The organism is Nocardia sp. NPDC057272 (assembly GCF_042668615.1).
Taxonomy (GTDB): Bacteria; Actinomycetota; Actinomycetes; order Mycobacteriales; family Mycobacteriaceae; genus Nocardia.
In genome coordinates this window covers 19,493-39,952 of record NZ_JBHUYK010000039.1, presented here as the reverse complement: position 1 = coordinate 39,952, position 20,460 = coordinate 19,493, and the positions used below count along the sequence as shown (strand labels likewise).

General features: G+C 68.5%; 27 protein-coding genes. 13 read left to right on the top strand and 14 right to left on the bottom strand.

Going from position 1 to position 20,460, the window contains the following annotated elements:
- Positions 1–57: 57 nt before the first annotated feature.
- Both ACFULV_RS32380 and ACFULV_RS32375 read right to left on the bottom strand, forming a co-directional pair.
- Entirely contained in the window at positions 58–534 is a 477-nt protein-coding gene (locus ACFULV_RS32380) for a DUF4240 domain-containing protein (protein WP_378663383.1), read from the bottom strand.
- Positions 535–587: 53 nt separating this feature from the next.
- Positions 588–1,193 carry a TetR/AcrR family transcriptional regulator gene (locus tag ACFULV_RS32375; RefSeq protein WP_378663380.1) on the bottom strand — a complete coding sequence of 202 codons (606 nt, stop codon included), beginning with the start codon at positions 1,191–1,193 and terminating at the stop codon, positions 588–590.
- Positions 1,194–1,295: 102 nt separating this feature from the next.
- Between ACFULV_RS32375 and ACFULV_RS32370 the strand changes: the two genes are divergently transcribed.
- Genes ACFULV_RS32370 through ACFULV_RS32355 form a run of 4 tightly spaced genes read left to right on the top strand, consistent with a single transcriptional unit; the run spans position 1,296 to position 3,262 of the window.
- Positions 1,296–1,949: an FMN-dependent NADH-azoreductase gene (locus ACFULV_RS32370; RefSeq protein ID WP_378663377.1), complete on the top strand. Its 654-nt coding sequence runs from the start codon at positions 1,296–1,298 to the stop codon at positions 1,947–1,949.
- Positions 1,946–2,266, top strand: coding sequence for a DMT family transporter (locus ACFULV_RS32365; protein WP_378631554.1), 321 nt, complete (start codon positions 1,946–1,948; stop codon positions 2,264–2,266). Before ACFULV_RS32370 ends, ACFULV_RS32365 begins: the two co-directional genes overlap by 4 nt.
- Positions 2,267–2,321: 55 nt before the next feature.
- Positions 2,322–2,768, top strand: a complete 447-nt coding sequence (locus ACFULV_RS32360) for an SRPBCC domain-containing protein (protein ID WP_378631556.1) — start codon at positions 2,322–2,324, stop codon at positions 2,766–2,768.
- 56 nt (positions 2,769–2,824) lie between these two features.
- The gene (locus ACFULV_RS32355) at positions 2,825–3,262 is read left to right on the top strand and encodes an OsmC family peroxiredoxin (RefSeq protein ID WP_378631557.1); all 438 of its coding nucleotides are present in this window, start codon (positions 2,825–2,827) and stop codon (positions 3,260–3,262) included.
- Between the two features lie 13 nt (positions 3,263–3,275).
- On the opposite strand, the gene ACFULV_RS32350 is transcribed toward ACFULV_RS32355, so the two are convergent.
- The 4 genes from ACFULV_RS32350 to ACFULV_RS32335 all read right to left on the bottom strand — a co-directional run bounded on the left by ACFULV_RS32350 (position 3,276) and on the right by ACFULV_RS32335 (position 5,289).
- Positions 3,276–3,728, bottom strand: a complete 453-nt coding sequence (locus ACFULV_RS32350) for a hypothetical protein (protein WP_378663375.1) — start codon at positions 3,726–3,728, stop codon at positions 3,276–3,278.
- Positions 3,729–3,764: 36 nt separating this feature from the next.
- The gene (locus ACFULV_RS32345) at positions 3,765–4,550 is read right to left on the bottom strand and encodes a CbtA family protein (RefSeq protein ID WP_378663373.1); all 786 of its coding nucleotides are present in this window, start codon (positions 4,548–4,550) and stop codon (positions 3,765–3,767) included.
- Complete coding sequence (locus tag ACFULV_RS32340) at positions 4,541–4,741, bottom strand: CbtB-domain containing protein (protein ID WP_019044677.1); 201 nt, start codon at positions 4,739–4,741, stop codon at positions 4,541–4,543. Before ACFULV_RS32340 ends, ACFULV_RS32345 begins: the two co-directional genes overlap by 10 nt.
- A 224-nt stretch (positions 4,742–4,965) precedes the next feature.
- The gene (locus ACFULV_RS32335) at positions 4,966–5,289 is read right to left on the bottom strand and encodes an antibiotic biosynthesis monooxygenase family protein (RefSeq protein ID WP_378631562.1); all 324 of its coding nucleotides are present in this window, start codon (positions 5,287–5,289) and stop codon (positions 4,966–4,968) included.
- A 91-nt stretch (positions 5,290–5,380) separates the two neighbouring features.
- On the opposite strand from ACFULV_RS32335, the gene ACFULV_RS32330 reads away from it, so the two are divergent.
- A complete protein-coding gene (locus tag ACFULV_RS32330; protein ID WP_378663371.1) occupies positions 5,381–6,124 on the top strand; it encodes an alpha/beta fold hydrolase in 744 nt (247 codons plus the stop codon).
- 46 nt (positions 6,125–6,170) lie between these two features.
- On the opposite strand, the gene ACFULV_RS32325 is transcribed toward ACFULV_RS32330, so the two are convergent.
- On the bottom strand, positions 6,171–7,049 hold the full coding sequence (locus ACFULV_RS32325; RefSeq protein ID WP_378631565.1) for an A/G-specific adenine glycosylase: 879 nt from the start codon (positions 7,047–7,049) through the stop codon (positions 6,171–6,173).
- Positions 7,050–7,139: 90 nt separating this feature from the next.
- Here ACFULV_RS32325 and ACFULV_RS32320 point away from each other — a divergent pair, with 90 nt between their 5' ends.
- Together ACFULV_RS32320 and ACFULV_RS32315 are read left to right on the top strand one after the other, a co-directional pair.
- Positions 7,140–7,763 carry a carbonic anhydrase gene (locus ACFULV_RS32320; RefSeq protein ID WP_056819369.1) on the top strand — a complete coding sequence of 208 codons (624 nt, stop codon included), beginning with the start codon at positions 7,140–7,142 and terminating at the stop codon, positions 7,761–7,763.
- 82 nt (positions 7,764–7,845) lie between these two features.
- On the top strand, positions 7,846–8,523 hold the full coding sequence (locus ACFULV_RS32315) for a hypothetical protein (protein ID WP_378663370.1): 678 nt from the start codon (positions 7,846–7,848) through the stop codon (positions 8,521–8,523).
- A 155-nt stretch (positions 8,524–8,678) separates the two neighbouring features.
- On the opposite strand, the gene radA is transcribed toward ACFULV_RS32315, so the two are convergent.
- Complete coding sequence (gene radA / locus ACFULV_RS32310; protein ID WP_378631567.1) at positions 8,679–10,079, bottom strand: DNA repair protein RadA; 1,401 nt, start codon at positions 10,077–10,079, stop codon at positions 8,679–8,681.
- Positions 10,080–10,159: 80 nt separating this feature from the next.
- On the bottom strand, positions 10,160–10,861 hold the full coding sequence (locus ACFULV_RS32305) for a hypothetical protein (RefSeq protein ID WP_378663368.1): 702 nt from the start codon (positions 10,859–10,861) through the stop codon (positions 10,160–10,162).
- A 351-nt stretch (positions 10,862–11,212) separates the two neighbouring features.
- Here ACFULV_RS32305 and carD point away from each other — a divergent pair, with 351 nt between their 5' ends.
- From carD to ACFULV_RS32275, 6 genes are all read left to right on the top strand, one after another.
- The gene (carD, locus tag ACFULV_RS32300; protein WP_019044685.1) at positions 11,213–11,701 is read left to right on the top strand and encodes an RNA polymerase-binding transcription factor CarD; all 489 of its coding nucleotides are present in this window, start codon (positions 11,213–11,215) and stop codon (positions 11,699–11,701) included.
- A gap of 14 nt (positions 11,702–11,715) precedes the next feature.
- Positions 11,716–12,462: a 2-C-methyl-D-erythritol 4-phosphate cytidylyltransferase gene (ispD, locus tag ACFULV_RS32295; protein ID WP_378663365.1), complete on the top strand. Its 747-nt coding sequence runs from the start codon at positions 11,716–11,718 to the stop codon at positions 12,460–12,462.
- On the top strand, positions 12,459–12,926 hold the full coding sequence (ispF, locus tag ACFULV_RS32290; protein ID WP_378663362.1) for a 2-C-methyl-D-erythritol 2,4-cyclodiphosphate synthase: 468 nt from the start codon (positions 12,459–12,461) through the stop codon (positions 12,924–12,926). Before ispD ends, ispF begins: the two co-directional genes overlap by 4 nt.
- Before the next feature lie 131 nt (positions 12,927–13,057).
- Positions 13,058–14,461 (top strand): cysteine--tRNA ligase, encoded by a 1,404-nt coding sequence (cysS, locus tag ACFULV_RS32285; protein ID WP_378663359.1) that lies wholly within the window; start codon positions 13,058–13,060, stop codon positions 14,459–14,461.
- Positions 14,461–15,444: a 23S rRNA (guanosine(2251)-2'-O)-methyltransferase RlmB gene (gene rlmB / locus ACFULV_RS32280; RefSeq protein ID WP_378631574.1), complete on the top strand. Its 984-nt coding sequence runs from the start codon at positions 14,461–14,463 to the stop codon at positions 15,442–15,444. Before cysS ends, rlmB begins: the two co-directional genes overlap by 1 nt.
- Positions 15,445–15,494: 50 nt before the next feature.
- Positions 15,495–15,773 (top strand): DUF4190 domain-containing protein, encoded by a 279-nt coding sequence (locus ACFULV_RS32275; RefSeq protein WP_378631576.1) that lies wholly within the window; start codon positions 15,495–15,497, stop codon positions 15,771–15,773.
- A 3-nt stretch (positions 15,774–15,776) separates the two neighbouring features.
- Here the strand turns inward: ACFULV_RS32275 and ACFULV_RS32270 are convergent, their stop codons facing one another.
- The 5 genes from ACFULV_RS32270 to ACFULV_RS32250 are packed head-to-tail and all read right to left on the bottom strand — an operon-like array spanning position 15,777 to position 20,437.
- Positions 15,777–16,580, bottom strand: a complete 804-nt coding sequence (locus ACFULV_RS32270; RefSeq protein WP_378663356.1) for an enoyl-CoA hydratase/isomerase family protein — start codon at positions 16,578–16,580, stop codon at positions 15,777–15,779.
- A gap of 14 nt (positions 16,581–16,594) precedes the next feature.
- Positions 16,595–17,770, bottom strand: coding sequence for an acyl-CoA dehydrogenase family protein (locus tag ACFULV_RS32265; protein ID WP_378663353.1), 1,176 nt, complete (start codon positions 17,768–17,770; stop codon positions 16,595–16,597).
- A 59-nt stretch (positions 17,771–17,829) separates the two neighbouring features.
- Positions 17,830–18,696: a metal ABC transporter permease gene (locus tag ACFULV_RS32260; RefSeq protein WP_378663351.1), complete on the bottom strand. Its 867-nt coding sequence runs from the start codon at positions 18,694–18,696 to the stop codon at positions 17,830–17,832.
- Complete coding sequence (locus ACFULV_RS32255) at positions 18,696–19,544, bottom strand: metal ABC transporter ATP-binding protein (protein WP_378663348.1); 849 nt, start codon at positions 19,542–19,544, stop codon at positions 18,696–18,698. Before ACFULV_RS32255 ends, ACFULV_RS32260 begins: the two co-directional genes overlap by 1 nt.
- 8 nt (positions 19,545–19,552) lie before the next feature.
- Entirely contained in the window at positions 19,553–20,437 is an 885-nt protein-coding gene (locus ACFULV_RS32250; RefSeq protein WP_378663345.1) for a metal ABC transporter solute-binding protein, Zn/Mn family, read from the bottom strand.
- Positions 20,438–20,460 lie beyond the last annotated feature (23 nt).

Below are 20,460 nucleotides of genomic sequence, written 5' to 3'. Positions count from 1 at the left end.
AACCCGGCACCAGGGAGCGGCAGTCCGAAAACGGGCTGCCGCTACCTGCGCGTCAGGTCAGGACCAACCGGCCGGGTTGGACGCCGTTTCACGGGAGATGCCCGAGCCCGTGTCGGGGAAGGCGCCGAAGCGCTCATTGTGCAGGTGGGCGAAGAAATAGCACATCTGCTCGCATTCGGCGTCGGTGGTCGCGGCCTCGGGGTCGGAGCTGACGGCGTCGTAGTAGTCGCGGCCCATGGCCACGATGAATCCCCGGGCGTAGAGGAAGCCGTCGTCGGAGCCGTCGGTGATCGCCTGGAGGTCGGCGCGGTCGATGTCGTAGAGCGCGCGTTCGGCGACGCGGTCGAGCGCGGTCAGTTCCGCGCTGCTGAAATCTGTTGACAGGGCGCTCAACTGGGTGAGGAAGGCGTCGAGTCGGCTGTCGAGGTCGTCTGCTGCCGACCGCAGGGCGGCGGACGGTTCGGTACCGGTGGCCGTCCAGGCCGACGCGATCAGATTCCAGAATCGGGAGATGTCTTCGGGGGTGCTCGTCACCTGCCGGACGGTACTGCTCGGGTCCGACACGGAGTGGGGTCCGAGGTCATCGATCAGGCACGCAGGAGGCGCTGGGCGAGGGTGGACAGACCGGCGGTGATCTGCTCGGGCGACAAGCCGCGTTCGCGTTGCTGGAGGTAGACCTCGGCGGCGAGTGGCGCGAGGACCGGATCGACCAGCGAATCCGGCTGTGACACACCGGCTTCGACCAGCAGCGACCGCACGTGCGCCGACCAGAACCCGTAGGCGCCGGTGGCGAAGCGGGCGCCGCCGGTCTCCGCGCCGAGCACCAGATGAGCGTGGGCGGTGAGCAATTCGATCATCGCCGCGTAGAAGGCGGCCAGGCGATCGGCCGGTTCAGCGCCGGGGCCGAGCGGGGGTGTGCCGCGCAGGAGCTGTTCCTGGAGGGCGCGTTCGTGCTCGTCGAGGAGGGCGACGGCGATCGCGTTGCGGTCGGGGTAGCGGCGGTAGAGGGTGCCGCGGCCCACGCCCGCGGCCTTGGCGATGTCGTCCATGGTGACCGTGCGTGGGTCGCGAGTGGCGAAGAGCTCGGCGGCCGCCGCCAGTACTTTCGCGCGATTGCGGGCCGCGTCGGTGCGCTCGGTGGGTGGCTGCGCGTCCAGCGCCAAGCCGGTGATCAGGTCGGATCGTGGCTCCATGGGTCGACTGTAACCCGGCAACGATTATCTGGACAACATGTCCACTTGTGTTCTATCGTCGAGAGATCAACAAGTGGACATCATGTCCAGTTAGGAACCGTCATGACTCACCTGCTGCACCTCGATGCCAGCGCTCGCACGAACTCCCTCAGCCGCAAGCTGGGCGCCGAATTCGTCCGGGCCTGGCGCGACGCCGAACCCGGCGGCACCTACACCTATCGCGACCTCGCCGCCGAGCCGACGCCGTTCATCGACGAGGGCTGGACCGAACTGTGTGACGCCGTCCTCGCCGCCGGGGCCACCGACCTCGACCGGCTCCCGGAACTCGCCGTCACTCCCGCGGCGAAGGCCGCATGGCGAGTGGCCGAACCGCTGCTGGCGCAGGTGCTGGCCGCCGATGTGATCCTGATCGGCACACCGATGTACAACTACTCCGTCCCCGCCGCTCTCAAGGCATGGCTCGACCAGGTCACCTTTCCCCGAATGTCGCTGGGGGAACGCAGGTTCGTCGTGGTGACCGCCCGCGGCGGTGCGTACTCGCCCGGTGCGCCCAAAGCGGCGTTCGACTACCAGGAGCGCTTTCTGCGCGACTTCTTCGCCGGCCACTTCGCGGTCACCGACACGGTTTTCGTCAACGCCGAACTGGCCAATGCCGTGCAGGATCCGAACCTGGCCCATCTGCGCGACGCTCACGAAGCCTCGCTCGCCGCCGCGCAGGCCGAAGTGCGTTCGCTGGCAAAGGATTACGTGCGATGAGCTGGATAGTGCTCGGCCTGGCCGGGCTCGTCGAAATCGTCTGGTCACAAACCATCAAACCGACCGAGAACTTCACCAGACTCGGCCCGACCCTGCTCTGCGTCGCGCTCGGCTCCCTGGCGGTATATCTGCTCTCGCGCGCCATGCAGACCCTCCCGGTGGGCACCGCCTACGCGGTTTTCACCGGAATCGGCGCGCTCGGCGCGATCGGTCTCGGGGTGCTCGTGCACAAGGATCCGCTGAGCGCGGGCCGCGCGCTGGCGCTGTCGCTGATCCTCGGCGGCATCGTGCTCGCGCGGGTGACGAATCCTGAGTAACTCTGTCGCACACCCGATGCGAGGATCGGCCGGTCATGACCGGTAAGGTCGGCTGATGGACCAGCCAGTTCGCCCCCCGGACCTGTCCACGCGGCCACACGAGCTCACGGTCGAGCGCGTGATGAAAGCCCAGCCCAGCCTGCTCTACGCGGCCTGGACCCAAGGCTTGGATTTATGGCTGGCCGTTCCCGGATCGGTGCTGATGCGCCCCGCCGTCAACGAGCCCCTCTACTTCGACACCGGCTCGCCCGACAAGCGCAACCCCCATTACGGCCGCATTCTGCTGCTCGAGCCGAATCGGCGGATCGAATTCACCTGGGTCACCGCCGCCACCGACGGCGTGGAAACGGTGGTCGCCGCCGAATTCCTCAAACAACCACGCGGTATCCGCCTGCGTCTGCGCCACTCGGGTTTCCCCACCGCGGCGATCCGGGATCTGCACCAGCAGGTCTGGCCGGACAAACTCGAGCGTCTCGACGAAATCACCAGCGCCACCGTCTGAGGACCCGAGTAGGTTCGTCATCGCCACGCAATACAACTCGAACCGAAAGGATCGCGATGCCGACTCGCAGCGCACGCACACTCTGGTCAGGCGGACTGCAGGACGGGTCCGGGCAGGTCGAACTGGCCAGCTCGGGTGTGGGCAAGTTCGATGTGAGCTTCCCACGCCGGGCGGCCGACACGGCCGAGGGCACCAGCCCGGAGGAACTGATCGCGGCGGCGCACTCGTCGTGCTATTCGATGGCGCTGTCGGCGGAGATCGCCAATGCCGGTGGGACGCCGGAAAGCCTCGACGTCAACGCCGATGTCACCCTCGCGCCCGACCCGGCCGGTGGCTTCCAGATCAGCAAGATCAAGCTCACGGTGCGCGGGCGTGCCTCGGGGCTGGATGCCGACGGATTCGCCGCGGCTGCCCTCGCGGCCAAGAACGGTTGCCCGGTGAGCAAGGCTCTCACCGGTGTGGCCGAGATCGAGCTGGACGCGGCACTGGCCTGAGCGGCGCTCGCCGTCACCGCTGGGTGAACCAGCGGTGCGCGGCGGGGGTGTACATGGCCGGGATCGCGAGGACGACGGCCAGGATGTGCACGGTCCGGCAGCCTGCCAGCACGGTCGAGCTGGGGGACATGCCGTCGAACAGGGTCGCGTAATCGTCGGTCGACAGCACCACCGCCAGCGGCTCGATGATCAGCGAGACCAGGCCCACCACGCCGATGCCGACGGTCAGTAGCGCACGCGCCACCCGGCTGCCGTTCAGCATGTACAGGGCGACCCCGGCGACGGCCAGGTAGATGGCGAGCCGGGGCAGCAGACCCGTTGCGGTGGCGCCGAATTCATCGCCGCCACGAACGGCGCGCAACAGTCCCTCGGCGACCCCGGCGGCGAGCGCGGTGACGATCCCGCCGAAGGCGACATTCACGGCGCGGGGGCGAGTGCTGGAAACAAGAAAGGCAGTGCCGGTCATGACACCGACACTGCCGTTCTCAGCTGCTCGCGAGGATCACCCTGCGGTAGGAACCTTGTCCACTACCGGAGTGCTACGCCGCGAGGCGAATTCCGTGAGCGCGGCGAACGCCAGCCCCAAACTCACCCACAGCGTGGTGGTTTCGGCCAGCGAAGCCACCCGGAAGTTCCACAGGAGGGTGGCGGGGAAGTCGTCGGCCACCTCGTTCACGCCGGGCAGCAGCACGTAACCGACCGTGGTGACCACGACGAACGCGCCCACCCCGGCGATGAGTCGCAGCGTGTCCGACGCGGCGAGCGCACGGTAGGCCGCGACGGCGGCCGCGACGGCCAGCAGGCCGAGGACGACGGCCGCGACCCACAGCCAGGTGCGCTCGTTGATGGTGTCCGGATCGCCCACCGCGGGCGGGTTGGCCGGATACTTGAAGAACGGCACCGCGACGATCGCCGCCCACGCGAGAACCGCCGAGGTCAGCGACAATTGGGGGCCCGACAGGTTCGTGAACCGGCGAGCCACGTTCACCGCCGACGCGAACAACGCGCCGAACGCCATGCCCGCCAAGCCCAGCGCGAGGAACTGTCCCGCCTTCTGGCCCGACCGGCTGACCAGCGGTTCTTCCTCGTCGCCGTGGGAGTGGCCCTGCGGCTGCGCGGCTTCGTGGCCGTGCTCGGCCGGAGCGGCCGCGGCCTCTTCGATAGCGATCGCGGCGTCCACCTGGGGCTCGCCGACGAAGTAGCCCACTGTCGCGGCCAGCAGGCCGGCGATCAAGCCGGCCAGCAGGCCGCGCAACAGCAGGGTCTTGAGTGATCCGATCAGTGGCACGGAACACCCAGCAGGTGGCGTCCGTCGTGCATCAGCTCGTGCAGGAACATCCCGCTACGCGAGACGGCCCCCTGGTCGAAACCGACCAGGTACAGGGCGAGCAGTGCAAGCAGGACGACACCGACCGTGACGAGCACGGTTGCGAGGGTGTCGAGACCGGTAGACCGGCTGGGTGAATGCGCGATAGCCATTCGGGTCCTCCTCTAGGGATACGCGTCCCACGGTTGAAGTGTGGTGCGAAGGTGCCGGTGTCTGGCTCTCCGGCACCGGGGACCCGGTACTTGGATACAGTGGCGCGACCGCTCCGGACTCACACCGGAATTACCGCGCACCCTCGCGTGTTCCCTCGAACTGTGACAGCCGCGAGCCGTCCACGTCAATACACGTAACCGCATGTCCAGCGGAAACGCCGCTGTCAGGCCTTCGCGGGCACGTCGAGGACGACCTCGAACTCGAGCAGCGAGGCGCCCGTCGACACCGGCTTGGGACGCTCGCCGTCACCACCGTTTCCGGCGTGCGCCGCACGGGCCGGGCCGTCACGCCACGCGGCGAACGAATCCTCCGAATCCCATTGCGTCACCACGAAATACCGGTTGTCGCCGGCGACGGGGCGCAGCAACTGGAATCCGAGGAAACCGGGGGAGTTCTCCACCGCGCCGGCACGCGCGGCGAACCGCTTCTCCAGCTCGGGGCCCGCGCCCTCGGGAACTTCGATCGCATTGATCTTCACAACAGCCATGCAGACAGTATCTCTGCCGGCCGGCGCCGGGTGTTCGCGGCCCGCGAACTCGCCTTCGGCGACGTGACGTAGCTGGGGCAGTATCGGAGATGTGTTGTACGACGAAGGTGGGTCCGGGGTTCCGATTCTGCTGTTGCACGGGCTGATGGGGAGCGCGCGGACGTGGGCCGATCAGGTGCCGTGGTTGCGGGAGTTCGGGCATGTGTATGCGGTGGACGCCGCCGGGCACGGTCGGCCGGCGCCCGCCGAGCTCACGACGGAGGCGTTCGTGGCCGACCTGGCCGAGCGCACCGCCGCGATCACCGAGCCGATGGTGATCGTCGGGCACTCGATGGGCGCGATCCACGGGTGGGTCTTCGCGGCGACCTGGCCCGAGCGGGTGCGCGCGATCGTCGTCGAGGACATCGCTCCCGATTTCACCGGCCGCACCGCCGCCCACTGGGCCGAGCTGATCCACTCCTGGCCGCAACCGTTCGCCGACGAGCAGGCGGTGCTCGACTTTTTCGGCCCGGTCGCGGGCACGTACTTCCTGCGCGCGTTCACCGCCGCGTCCGACGGCTACCGGCTACACGGCGAGGTGGACACCTTCCGCGCGATCTCCGAGGAGTGGGGCACGCGCGACTTCTGGACCGAATGGAAGTCGCTGCGGGTGCCCACGCTGCTCATCGAGGGTGAGCACACGATCACCCCGCCGGGGCAGATGCGGACGATGGCGCAGGTGCATCCCGACGCGGAGTATGTGCGCATCGCCGAGGCGGGCCACCTCGTGCATGACGAACAACCCGAGGCATACCGCGAACACGTCGGCCAGTTCCTGGAGCGCGTCACGAGGTGAGCCGGCCGGCGGTCGTCCCGCTCTCGGCACGTGCCGCGATCCGACATCACCCGGTGGGGCTTCCTTCGCCCGCGAGTGCGAACAGCCCATCGTCGGTCTGTTCGATCAGCCCGTCGACCAGCAGCGAGTCCAACGCTCGCGCACGCTGACCCGGATCGCGGGTCCATGCCAGGTCGAGGCGAATCCGCTCGACCGGGCCCGACGCGTCGCGCAGCACATCGAGCAGCCGCCCACGGGCCTGACGGTCGGTGCCCTCGTACTTCTGCACCTTGCGCACCACGTCGGCGGCCGGTTTGCCCGCGGTGACCCAGGCGCAGCTCGGCAGCGGGCAGCGGGCGCAGTCGGGGTTGCGGGCCGTGCACACCAGCGCGCCCAGTTCCATCAGGGCGGCCGAGAACCTCGCGGCCCGCGGCACCGGAACAGGGAGCAGCGCTTCGGTTTCGGCGAGATCGCGCGAGGACGGGTTGCCGGGCTCCCGGCCGTGGACCGCCCGAGCCACCACGCGACGAACGTTCGTGTCCACCACGGGAACTCGCTGCCCGTAGGCGAAACAGGCCACCGCGCGAGCGGTGTACGCGCCGATGCCGGGCAGGCTCAGCAGCACGTCGACGTCGGCGGGGACCACGTCACCGTGTTCGGTCGCCAGCACCCGCGCGCACTCGTGCAGCCGCAACGCCCGCCGCGGATATCCCAGCTTGCCCCACGCCCGCAGCACCTCCGCTTGCGAGGACGCCGCCATCGCCGACGGCACCGGCCAGCGCGCCACCCATTCGCGCCAGATCGGCTCCACCCGCACCACCGGCGTCTGCTGGAGCATGATCTCGCTCATCAGGATGTGCCATGCGGTCGCGTCCGGTTCGCGCCACGGCAGCGGGCGCGCCGTGTCGTCGAACCAGTCGAGCAGGGCCTGCGCGTCGATGCTCACTGTTCCCGTTTCCTCTGAGCCAGTCTCTCTTTGCCGACGCGTAACGTGGCGGACTCGCTGGTAACCAAGGGTCTGTGCACAATGGTCGGTATGCCTGGTTCCAATCCGATAAGCGCCTGGAAGTCGTTGCGCGAAGGCAATGAGCGCTTCGTCAACGACACCCTGCAGCATCCTAGCCAGGGTGCCGCGGACCGAGCCAAACTCGTCAAGGGCCAAAACCCCCACGCGATCCTGTTCGGCTGCGGTGATTCCCGCGTCGCCGCCGAGCTGATCTTCGACCAGGGGCTCGGCGACATGTTCGTGGTGCGCACAGCGGGCCACGTCGTGGACAGTTCGGTGCTCGGCTCGATCGAATACGGCGTCGAGGTGCTCAACGTGCCGCTGATCGTCGTCCTAGGGCACGACAGCTGCGGCGCCGTGAAGGCCACCATCGACGCACTCGACGGCGGCGAGGTGCCCGGCGGGTTCATTCGCAGCGTGGTCGAGCGGGTGACCCCGTCGATCCTGGTCGGGCGACGCGAAGGGCTCACCTCGCTCGACGATCTCGAAGCGCGTCACGTGGTGGAGACCAGCAAGCTGCTCATGCAGCGCTCGATGATCATCTCCCAGCGCGTTGCCACTGGTCAGTGCGCTATCGCGAGCGTCACCTACAAGCTCGAAGACGGTCGCGTGCACCTGCGGCGCACTGTCGGCAATATCGGCGAGGTGGTCTGAACCGCCCGCTTCTCCCCGGTTCGGCCCCCGACACGCCGAGGTCATCGAGCGCGCCCCTGCGCGCTGCGCTTACCGTTGAGGCGTGCTGGAACCGAATGGACCGCTGTCACCGGAGATCTACTGGCGCCGCCGTGCACTCGCGATCGGCGTCATCGTCGTCGCGCTCGCGATCGTGATCTGGCTCGTCACCATGGTCGCGCGCGGTGGGGACTCGTCCGGCGCCGACAAGGCGGCCGCGAGCACGACCACGTCGGCGGAGTCGAGCGCGTCCGAGACGAGCTCGGCGTCGAGTAGCGCGTCGACCACGCCCAGCAGTGGGTCGGTCACGCCCAGCGCGACGACGGCCGCCGCCGACCAGCCCGCGGCACAGCCGTGCTCGGACCAGTCGCTGGCGCTGAAGGTGACGGTCGGCCAGCCGACCTATCGGGTCGGCGACCAGCCCGCGTTCGGCACCGTGATCACCAACATCTCGTCCGCGGCCTGCTCGCGCGATCTCGGCGCGGGCCCACAGTTCCTCGTCTACACCCTTGACGGCCAGCGCAGGCTGTGGGCGAGCAACGACTGCAACCAGGACGATCCGCCGGAGATGAAGACGCTCAAGGCCGGTGAACAACTTTCCTACAAGGGCACCTGGTTCGGCACCACCTCGCAGCCGCAGTGCGCGGGTGACCGCCTCCAGGTGCCCGCGGGTGCGTACATGGTCGTGGCCCAGCTCGGTGCCGTTCGCAGCGCCGCGGAGCCGTTCAACCTCGCCTCTTGACGCCGCGCTCCCGCAGGCCGGGGGCATTGTGCGGGTGCGCCATAGGTCACATGTTCAAGATGGGTTGATTTGCAGCGTTCGCAAGATCGGCGGTGCCGTCAATGGACATTGGCGGAGCAATGGCGAACCGGCGCTGAATCAGCCGGTTGCCGGAGTTATTCCACCGCCACCACTTCGCGGGGTGCGCGGGATTTGCGGAGTTCGGCCAATCGCAGTGCCGATCGCAGATCCCCGACCTCGTGGATACGCATCGTGCCGGTCTTGGTTTTCTCCGAACCGGGCGGAACGAGCGCGGTGGTGAACCCCAGCCGTTCGGCTTCGGCCAGGCGTCTGCCGAGCCCGGTGACCTTGCGAACCTCACCCGCCAGCCCGACCTCGCCGAGGATCACCCACCCCGCCGGCAGGGCGATGTCGGCCTCGGCGGAGGCGATGGCCAAGGCGATGGCCAGGTCGGCGGTCGGCTCGAGCAGGCGCATCCCGCCGACGGTCGCCGCGTACACATCGTGCTTGCCGAGGAAGACCCGGCCCCGGCTCTGCAACACCGCCAGCACCATGGCGACGCGGTTGTAGTCCAGCCCGCTCACCGCCCGGCGTGGCTGGGGGATCTCGGTCTTGACGGTCAGCCCCTGCACCTCGGCCACCAGCGGCCGTTTGCCGTCCATCGCGACGGTCACCGCCGTGCCCGGCACGGTGTCGGTGCGATGGTGCAGGAACAACCCGGACGGATCGTCGACGCAGGCGATGCCGTCGTCGTGCAGTTCGAAGCAGCCCACCTCGTCGGCGCTGCCGAACCGGTTCTTGATGCCGCGAACCATGCGCAGCGACGAATTCTTGTCGCCCTCGAACTGCAGCACCACGTCCACCAGGTGTTCGAGCGTGCGCGGGCCTGCCACGTTCCCGTCCTTGGTGACGTGCCCGACCAGCAGCACCGCGATCCCGGTCGCCTTGGCCAGCGAGGTCAGCGCCGCGGTGACCGCGCGCACCTGGGTGACACCGCCGATCACCCCGTCCACCTCCGGTGCCAGCATGGTCTGCACGGAGTCGACGACCAGCAGCGTCGGCCGCACCTGCTCCACATGCCCGAGCACGATCGACAGATCCGATTCGGCCGCCAGGTACACGCGGTCGTGCACCGCACCCGTGCGATCGGCCCGCAGCCGCACCTGCCCGGCGGACTCCTCGGCGGTCACATACAGCGCGGTCTCCTCGCGCGCCGCTGCCCACCGGAACGCGACCTCGAGCAGCAGCGTCGACTTGCCGACTCCCGGCTCGCCGGACAGCAGCACCACCGACCCGGGCACCACACCGCCCCCGAGTACCCGATCGAGCTCGCTCACCCCCGTCGACCGCGCCTGCGTGACCTTGGCGTCGATCTGCGACAACGGCGCCGCCGCGGTACTCGGCAGCATCGCCCGCCGCCCCGGGGCCGCGCTGGAGGCCGAAACGGCCACCTCGTTCACCGTTCCCCAGGCACCGCAATCAGGGCACTTACCCACCCACTTGGACACCTCGTGCGTGCACGCGGAGCACCGGAAGACTGCTTTGGTCTTGGCCACACGCGCACCCTACGGACCCGGACCGACACAAAAGGAAGAGCCGCCGCGAAGTTCGCGACGGCTCTTCCCTACGGCTGGTGTCAGTGACCGCCCGCGCCCTCGGGCGCCGGGCCGGACTTCTCGTTCTCGATGCGCGGGACGGCCGCGGCATCGACCGGGACCGACACCTGCACGGTGCCCGCGTCCTTGAAGTTGAAGGTGACGTTGTAGGTCAGGCCGGGAACGATGTCCTTGGACAGGCCCGTGATCTCGATCGTGGCCGGGGTCTTCACCGGATCGTTCGAGGGGATGTCGATGCCCGCGGCGGCGCTGGTCGGCGCGGCCGCGGTGGTGGTCGGTGCCGCCGCGGTGGCGCCGTGGTGATCGTCGGCCGCGGCGGGCTTGGTCTCGCCCGGTCCCACGACCACGGTCTGCTGCGGCTTCAGCACGAACTTGGGGTCGCCCGCGGGCCCGGTGATCTTGACCTGGCCCAGGTCGGTGCTCACGCTGGTCAGCTCGTCGGTGACGGTCTCGCTGTTGTTGATGATCGACATCGCGATCACCGCCTTGCCGCCCTTGTCGTGCTCGGCGGCGGCCTCGGGGTACACGATGTGCACGTTGCGCAGGGCGATGGCGCCGACGTTGGCGTGGTTGCCGTTGATCGCGGCGGCCTGCGTCGAGGTCTGGGTGTGCTGGCCGGCACTGCAGCCGGTCAGGGCGATGCCCGCGGCAGCGGCGAGCGCGGCAACCGTCACCATGCGACGTCGCGCCGAGTGGGCGGTCACAGCTTTCAGGGCAGTCACGGTTTGTCCTCCATGTCGACCGGGCTCACTCCGTCCACACGGGGATCGGAGGGTAGTAACTAGGCAGCGTAGTAGTTCACTTCGCGCGGGTGACGTTCGGGCTCGCGACGCGCGGGTGCGGAAGTAACAGTTCGGTGTCTCGAGGGGGTTTGCCGGATCGATGCCGGGATCGCCCTGTGCGATAACCTGTCGCTGTGCTGGTGGTTAACCCGTTCTGGCACAACACAATGCACAACAATTCTGGATTGTCAACCCCTGCGATGGCCTCGTTGTGGCCCTGACCTGCACAGTTGATCGCGCCGTTATCGAGTCGCATGTTAAACTGTGAACATCGAAAGGGGCACGGGACACATGATTTTTAAGGTCGGAGACACCGTCGTTTACCCCCACCACGGAGCGGCGCTGATCGAAGCAATCGAGACCCGCACCATCAAGGGTGTGCAGAAAGAGTATCTGGTCCTGAAGGTTGCGCAAGGCGACCTGACCGTTCGGGTTCCCGCAGAGAACGCTGAATACGTCGGCGTCCGTGACGTCGTCGGCCAAGAAGGTCTCGACCGCGTCTTCCAGGTGCTGCGCGCGCCACACACGGAGGAGCCGACCAACTGGTCCCGCCGTTACAAGGCCAACCTCGAGAAACTCGCCTCCGGCGATGTGAACAAGGTGGCCGAAGTGGTGCGTGACCTGTGGCGTCGTGAGCAGGACCGCGGCCTGTCCGCCGGTGAGAAGCGAATGCTCGCCAAGGCTCGTCAGATCCTCGTCGGTGAGCTCGCGCTCGCCGAGGGCACCGACGACGGCAAGGCCGAATCGCTGCTCGACGAGGTTCTCGCCGCGGCTTCCTAGAAACAAACAAACAAGTGCGACCTGTCGTAGCACTGGTCCCTGCCGCCGGTCGTGGCGTGCGCCTGGGTGAACCCACCCCGAAGGCGTTCGTCGCGGTCGGCGGCACACCTATGGTCCGGTTGGCCGTCGACGGTCTGATCGCGTCCGGTGCGGTGCACCGGGTTGTCGTGGTCGTACCCGCCGAACTGGTCGAGGCCGCATCCGCGCTGCTGTCCACCACCACCTCGCTGACCGGCGGTTCGATGCCCCCTGTGCCGGTGCAGGTGGTGGTGGGCGGCGCCGAGCGCACCGATTCGGTGCGTGCGGGCATCGCCGCCGCGCCCGATGCCGCGTTCTATCTCGTGCACGATGCCGCACGAGCGCTCACACCACCGGAACTCATCGCACGGGTGGCTGCCGAACTTAAGGCTGGCAGCCAGGCCGTGGTTCCCGCGTTGCCCGTCGTGGACACCGTGAAATCGGTCGACGACGCGGGCGTCGTCACCGGGACCCCCGATCGCGCCCACCTGCGCGCCATCCAAACCCCCCAGGGCTTCGCCGCCGACCTGCTCCGCCGCGCCTACGCCACCGACGTCGGCGCCACCGACGACGCCGGTCTGGTCGAACGCCTCGGTGTCGCCGTGCACACGGTCCCCGGTGACCCACTGGCATTCAAGATCACCACCCCCCTCGACCTGCGCCTGGCCGAGGCGCTGCTGGCCGACGGCGGTCGGTCGCCTGCCGTCGGGCGTCCCGGCGTCGAGCAGGCGGTTGCCCGATGAGAGTCGGTATCGGCAGCGACGTACACCCCATCGAGCCGGGACGGCCCTGCTGGATGGCCGGTCTGCTGTTCCCGGACGCCGACGGCTGCGCGGGCCACTCCGACGGTGACGTCGCCGCCCACGCCCTCTGCGACGCCCTGCTCTCCGCCGCCGGCCTCGGCGACGTGGGCGCTGTCTTCGGCGTCGGCCGCCCCGAATGGGCCGGTGTCACCGGGGCCGCCATGCTCATCGAGGTCCGCAGGCTGCTGGCCGACGAAGGCTTCGAAGTCGTGAACGCCGCGGTGCAGGTCATCGGTAATCGCCCGAAGATCGGCCCCCGCCGCGCCGAAGCGCAAAAAGTGCTCGGCGAACTCCTCGACGCCCCCGTTTCGGTGTCGGGCACCACGACGGACGGTCTCGGTCTGACCGGTCGCGGCGAGGGTATCGCCGCCATCGCCACCTGTCTGATCGCAGCATGTTCGTAGCCCCGACGGGCCACTGAACCTTTCCTTCCGCGTATTGCTTTTCGCCGATTCGATCAGCCGTTCCGTTCACCACGGCGCCACGAACCGGCCGGTCAACCCCACCCCAATCCCACCGACTAGGATCGAATGCCGTGACCTTGCGCCTTTTTGACACCGACACGCGGACCATGCGGGAATTCACCCCGCTGGTCCCCGGCCGTGCCTCGGTGTATCTGTGTGGGGCCACCGTGCAGGGGCAACCCCATATCGGTCATGTGCGCAGTGGCGTCGCCTTCGACGTGCTGCGTCGCTGGTTGCTCGCGCACGACTACGACGTGCAGTTCATCCGCAATGTCACCGATATCGACGACAAGATCCTGAACAAGGCCGCCGAAGCGGGCAGGCCGTGGTGGGAATGGGCAGCGACCCACGAGCGCGCGTTCGACAAGGCCTACGAGACGCTCGGCGTGCTGCCACCCTCGGCCGAACCGCGCGCCACCGGTCACATCACCCAGATGGTCGAGCTGATGCAGCGCCTGATCGAGCGCGGCCACGCCTATGCCGCCGACGGCGATGTCTATTTCGATGTGGTGAGTTGGCCTGATTACGGTGAGCTGTCGGGCCACAAACTCGACGACGTGCACCAGGGCGAGACCCCGACCCGCGGCAAACGCGACCCCCGCGACTTCACGCTGTGGAAGGCCGCCAAGCCCGGCGAGCCGAGCTGGCCGTCGCCATGGGGTCCCGGCCGTCCCGGCTGGCACCTGGAATGCTCCGCGATGGCCGAGTTCTATCTGGGGCCGGAATTCGATATCCACTGCGGTGGAATGGATTTGATTTTCCCGCACCACGAGAACGAGATCGCCCAGTCCAAAGCCGCGGGCGACGGTTTCGCGCGTTACTGGCTGCACAACGGCTGGGTGACGATGGGCGGGGAGAAAATGTCGAAGTCACTCGGCAACGTGCTCTCGGTGCCGAATGTCCTCACCCGGGTGCGCCCGGTAGAATTGCGTTTCTACTTGGGCAGCGCGCATTACCGCTCGATGCTCGAATACTCCGACAAGGCACTCGACGACGCGGTCGCCTCGTATCAGCGCATCGAAGCCTTCGTGCAGCGAGTGCTGGACCGGGCGGGCGAGGTGCCGATCGGTAAATGGACCGACGGATTCGCCGCCGCGATCGATGACGATCTGGCAGTCCCGAAGGCGCTCGCCGAAATTCACCACGTGGTGCACGAGGGCAATCGCGCGCTGGAAGCGGGTGCGGTGGAGACCGCGGTCGAACTGGCCGGTCAGGTGCGGGCGATGCTGGGAATTCTCGGCGTCGACCCGCTCGACGAACAGTGGTACACCCCCGCCGACAATTCGGCGGCGATCGACGCGCTCGACGTGCTCGTCCGCACGGAGCTGGATCGCCGCGCGAACGCGCGGGCCGACAAGAACTGGGCAGAAGCCGATGCCGCACGGGATCGGCTCATCGCCGCGGGTATCGAGGTAACCGATACCCCGCAGGGGCCGGAATGGTCGCTGGGCGCATCGAGCGGAAAGGCGAACTGATGGCAGGCAATTCACAGCGACGCGGAGCAGTCAGGAAGAGCGGCACCAAGAAGGGTGCCGTCGCCGGTTCCGGCGGGAAGCATCGCCGCGGTCTCGAGGGCAGGGGCGCGACTCCGCCCGCGTCCGAGCGCACCAAGCACCCCGCCGCCAAGCGGGCCAGAGCCGCGGCCAAAGCCAATGCGGCACAGGGTCGGCCGACCGGAAAGTCCGGCGTTCCGCGTGCGGGACGCAAGTCCGACGAGGGTCCCGAGTTGGTGCTCGGCCGCAACCCCGTCCTCGAGTGTCTGCGCGCCGACGTGCCCGCGACCGCCCTGTACGTGGCGGTCGGCACCGAGAACGACGACCGGCTCTCGGAGAGCGTGCAGCGCGCCGCCGACATGGGCATCTCCATCCTCGAGGTGCCCCGCACCGATCTGGACCGGCTGAGCGCCAACGGAATGCACCAGGGCGTGGCCCTGCAGGTGCCGCCGTACCGCTACGCACACCCCGACGACTTGATGGACCGGGTGAAGGCCACCGCCGAACCCGCGCTGCTGGTCGCGCTCGACAACATCACCGACCCCCGCAACCTCGGTGCCGTCATCCGCTCGGTGTCCGCGTTCGGCGGACAGGGTGTGGTGATCCCGCAGCGTCGTAGCGCCAGCGTCACCGCCGTGGCATGGCGTACCAGCGCCGGTGCCGCCGCCCGGCTGCCCGTCGCACGGGCGACCAATCTGACTCGCACGCTGAAGGATTGGGCCTCGAACGGCATCCAGATCGTGGGCCTGGACGCCGACGGCGACACCACCCTCGACGACTTCGACGGCAGCGTCCCGACGGTCGTCGTGGTCGGTTCCGAGGGCAAGGGCCTGTCGCGGCTCGTTCGCGAGAACTGCGACTCGATCCTGAGCATCCCGATGGCGGGCCCGGTCGAGTCGCTCAACGCCTCGGTCGCCGCGGGCGTCGTCCTCGCCGACATCGCCAGGCAGCGCCGTCTGGGCTGAGTCCGCGCGGTTGACGGGCAAAACTGCTCTGTCACCGTACAATTCGTGCTGTGGCGATCCCTAATCAGCCGATCGGCGAAACGGTCGAGCACCCGCAGGCCAACCTGATCCTTGTGCTCGGGCTGCTCAGCCCGTTCTGCTGTGGGCTCTTCGGGCCGGTCGCGTGGGTGCTCGGCAAGCGGGCACTCAACGACATCGACGCGTCCTACGGTGCGCTCAGCGGCCGGTCTCAGGTGATGATCGGCTATATCGCGGGCATCTTCGGCACCATCTGCATGCTGCTGTTCGCGATGCTGTACCTGGCCGGGTCCTGCAACGGGAACTTCTGAGGCTCAGTCCAGGCTCGGGCGCACGCCGGGCGCGTCCCAGGCGGGCCATTCGCCGCTGACGCTGCCGGTCCAGTTCGGCGGGCGACGCTCCTTGAACGCCACCATCGCCTCGCCACCGTCGACACTCTTGGCAACCTGCGCGTTGAGCTCGGATTCGAGCTGCCCGACCACCGCGGGCGTCATGCCGAGGCTCTCCCAGATCAGCCGCTTGGTGAGCGCGACCGGCAGGGGTGCGGTCCCGGTGGCGATGTCGCGGGCCACCGCCATCGCGGTCATGAGCACCTCGTCGGCGGGCAGTGCGGCATTGGCCAGCCCGAGTGACTTGGCTTCGTCACCGTCGAAGGTGCGCCCGGTGAGCATGATGTCGGCAGCGTTGGCCAGGCCGGCCAGGCGCGGCACCGTCCAGTGCGCGAACCCGTCGGCGAGCACCCCGCGACGCACCTGATTCAGCCCGTACACCGCATCGCGAGCGAAATAGCGCAGGTCGCACTGGAGAGCCAGCGCCAGCCCGATACCGACCGCGTGCCCGTTCACCGCGGCGATCACCGGTTTACGGACCTGCCAGGGGGGCGGATCGAGGGTGGCGCTCACGTCGCCACCGCGCGCGGCCAGGTCGGCGCCCGCGCAGAAGGCAGGCGGCGTGCCGGTGATCACGACGGCGCGGATCGCGTCCTCGGTATCGCACCGGCGAAGGGCGGCGCTCAGCTCGGCCGCCATCGTCGGGGTGACGGCGTTCTGCTTGGCTGGTCGGTTGAGCGTCAGTAGCGCGACGCCGCCTTCGACATCGACGAGCAATTCCGAACTCATGGGATGGAATCGTACTAGCGACCGGCCAGCAAGTGTCTGCCGATCGCGTACTTGTGCACTTCCGTCGGCCCATCGTAAAGACGGAACGCGCGCATGTCCCGGAACAACATCTCCACCACCGTCTCGTCGCTGATCCCGATCCCGCCGAGCACCTGCACACAGCGATCGGTGACCTTGAACAGTTCCTCGGACACATACGACTTGGCCATCGACGATTCGTGCCTGGCCTGCTGCCCCTGATCCATCAGCCAGCAGGCGTGCCAGATCGTCAGTCTGCACTGGTGCAGCGCCACCTCGTTGTCGGCGAGCATGAACGACACGCCCTCGTGTTCGCCGATCGGCTTGCCGAACGCGGTGCGGGTGCGCGCGTAGTCCAGCGCGATGGACTGGGCGCGGGCCGCCGCGCCGAGCCAGCGCATGCAGTGTGTGAGCCGGGCGGGGGCGAGCCGTAATTGCGCGTACCGCAGGGCTTGTCCGGTGCGCCCGAGTACGGCCGTCGGCGGCAGCGTGAGATTGTCGAACCGGACGACCGCGTGCCCGCCGACGTAGTTGCGGTCCATCGTGTTCATGATCCGCTCGATCACGATGCCCGGCGCGTCACCGTCGGCGAGGAACAGGGTCGGCCCGGCGGGCAGGTGGGGGTTCTCGGCGAGCAGGGCCATGATGATCCAGGTCTTGGCGCCGTCGGCGCCGGTGATCAACCACTTGAGGCCGTTGATCACGAAGTTCTCGCCGTCGAACACCGCCTCGGTGCTGAGCTGTCCGGGATCCGAACCGGCCCCACCGGGCTCGGTCATCGCGAATACCGAGCGCTGTTCACCGCGGATCACCGGCATCAGATACCGGTCGACCTGCTCCGGGTCGGCGACCTTGCCGAGCAGAAACATGTTCCCCTCGTCGGGCGCGGCGCAGTTCATGGCGACCGGTCCGAGCGTGGACCACCCCGCCGCCTCGTACACCAGCGCCTGCTCGACGTGGCTGAGTCCGAGCCCGCCGTATTCCACCGGCGCCTGCACGGTCAGCAGCTTCTCGGCGCGGGCCAGTTCGACGAGTTCGGCCCGCAGGTCGTCGTTCGGGCCGTGTGCGGTGAGCCGGGGATCGCGCTCGAACGGCACGATCTGCTCGACGACGAAGGCGCGAACCCGATCTCGCAGTGCGGCCAGATCATCCGGAACGGTGAAGTCGATCATGCTGGCCATTCTGCGCGCCGACCTACGTGGTTCGCGGCCGTTCGGGCATCGGAGCGGGTTCAGCGCGCGTGCACGAGTTGCCGATTGCGATGTCCGACGACCCGGCACACCAGGTAGATGCTGAACGAGATCGCGGTGACGAAGGTCGACACCGGAACACCGGGCGCCAGCGACAGCAGCAGCCCGCCGACCGCGGCGACCTCGGCGAAGATCACCGACAGCACGGTCGCCCGCATCGGGCTCGAGGTCACCTGCGCGGCCGCGGCGGCAGGGGTGATCAGCAGGGCGAGCACCAGCAGCGCGCCGACGATCTGCACGCCGAACGCGGCGGTGATGCCGAGCAGTACCGCGAACACCACCGACAGCGCCCGCACGGGCACCCCGCGCGCGATCGCGACCTCGGGATCGGAGCTGGCGAACAACAGCGGCCGATACACCACGGCCAGCACGGCGAGCACGCCCGCGGTGCAGGTGACCAGCAGCGCGAGCCCGTCGTAGCCGACCCCGGCGACCTGCCCGGTGAGCAGCGAGAACTTCGACCCGGCCCGTTCCGGCGCGAGCCACAGGAACAGCACCGACAACCCGAGCCCGAACGACAGCACCACCGCGATCACCGAATCGCGTTCGCGCGCGCGAGAACCCAGCCACCCGAACAGCACGGCCGCGACCACCGAACCGGCGATCGCCCCGAAGCCGACCCCGACCCCGACGAGCAGCGCCGCCGACGCGCCGGTGAGCGAGAGCTCGCTGGTGCCGTGCACGGCGAACGACATCTGCCTGGCGACGATCAGCGGTCCGATCAAGCCTGCCAACAACCCGAGCAGGGCACTGGCCAACAGCGCCTGCTGCACGAAGTCGTAGCCGAGCAGGTTCGCGGTGGTGGCGAAGTCGAACATCTGCTGGAACACCTTGGTGAGCTTTTCCATCAGGCGGTACCGCCCAGGGCGTCCATATCGTCGCCGGTGCCGACGACCACCAGGCGGCCGCGTACCCGCAGTACCTCGACCTCGGTGCCGTAGAGCTCCGACAGCGTCTGCGAGGTCATCACCTCATCGGGCGTACCGATCCGGAAGCCACCGTCCACCAGGTAGAGCACCCGGTCCACCAGCGGCAGGATCGGGTTGATCTCGTGGGTCACGAACAGCACCGCGGTGTCGTGTTCGCGGCGGCGCTTGTCGACCAGTTCGGCGACCAGCCGCTGGTTCGCCATGTCCAGGCTCAGCAGCGGTTCGTCGCACAGCAGTACCGACGGGTCGCCGACCAGGGCCTGCGCGACCCGCAACCGCTGCTGCTCACCACCGGACATCGTCTCCAGCGACGCGTGCGCGAACGACCCGGCGCCCACCGCGGCGATTGCCCGCTCGACCTTCTCGGCCCGGCTGCGACGCCCGCGCCACCCGAGCCCCCACCGATGCCCGTCCACGCCGAGGCCGACCAGGTCGACGCCGCGCAGTTGCACGCCGGCGTCGATGGTCTTCTGCTGCGGGATGTAGCCGATGCCCGGATTGCCGACCCCGGCTCGCCTGCCCGCGATCTCCGCGCTGCCCGAGCTCAGTTCGAGGGTGCCGAGCAGAGCGCGCAGCAGTGAGGTCTTGCCCGAGCCGTTGGGTCCGAGGACGGCGATGAACTCACCCGGCCGCACGTCGAGGTCGAGGTCGCGCCAGAGGGTGCGGTCGCCGAAGGCCATCCTCGCCCCGCGCAGCCGGATCGCCGCGTCGGCGGTCTCGATGTCCGGTGCGGCGGTGGTGTCCGACAGTGCGGTTGCCTCGGTCATGGGGGTCCTCAGCGCAGGGCCGCGGCGAGCGCCTTGGCGTTGGCGGTCTGCCACTGGATGTAATCCATTCCGGCGGGCAGGGTTTCGGTGACCTCGACAACGGCGATGCCCGCGGACTGCGCGGTGGCCCGCAGGTCCTGGGTGATCTTGTCCTCGGTCTGGGTGTTGTAGATCAGTGCCTTGACCTGCTTGGCGGTGATCAGGTCGCGGGTGGCGGCGACGGCGGCCGGGGCCGGGTCGGTCTCCTGCTCGATCGCTTCCTGGAACTCGTGCGGGGTCTTGTCCTGCGCGGTCGCGGCCGTGAGCAGGTAGTGCGCGAGCGGTTCGGACTGGGCGACCGGCGCGTTCGGTGTCTGGGTGGCGATGGTGCCGGTGATGGTGCTGACGCCGATCAGCTGATTCTTGAAGGCGACCGCGCGCTCGGTGTAGGCGTCGGCGTGCGCGGCGTCGACCTGGCCGAGCTGGGCCGCGATCTGATCGGCGACGGCGGCGACGGTGCTCACGTCGTACCAGACGTGCTCGTTGTCGTCGTTCTTGTCCGCGCGCTGCTCGAACGCCTCGACGGTCCGCTTGTCCTTGCCCGAGATGGCCTTCTCGATGAACTCGTCGTAGTGCCCACCGTTGAACACGACGAGATCCGCGTCACTGATCTTGGCGGTGTCGGTGGCCGAGGTCTCGAACGAATGCGGATCGGCGGCGGGATCGCTGATGATCGAGGTCACCTGGGCATCCGGCCCGGCGACGGCGGACGCCACCGAACCCCACACATTGGTGGAGGCGACGATCTGGGGGGTATCGGAATCGCTGGAGCTGGTACCGCAGGCACTGAGGACGACCACGGCCGCCACCCCCGCCGTGAGACCGGCAAACAAGCGGGCGAATCGAGGGTTCACGCGGCACTCCTGGCGAGCAAGCT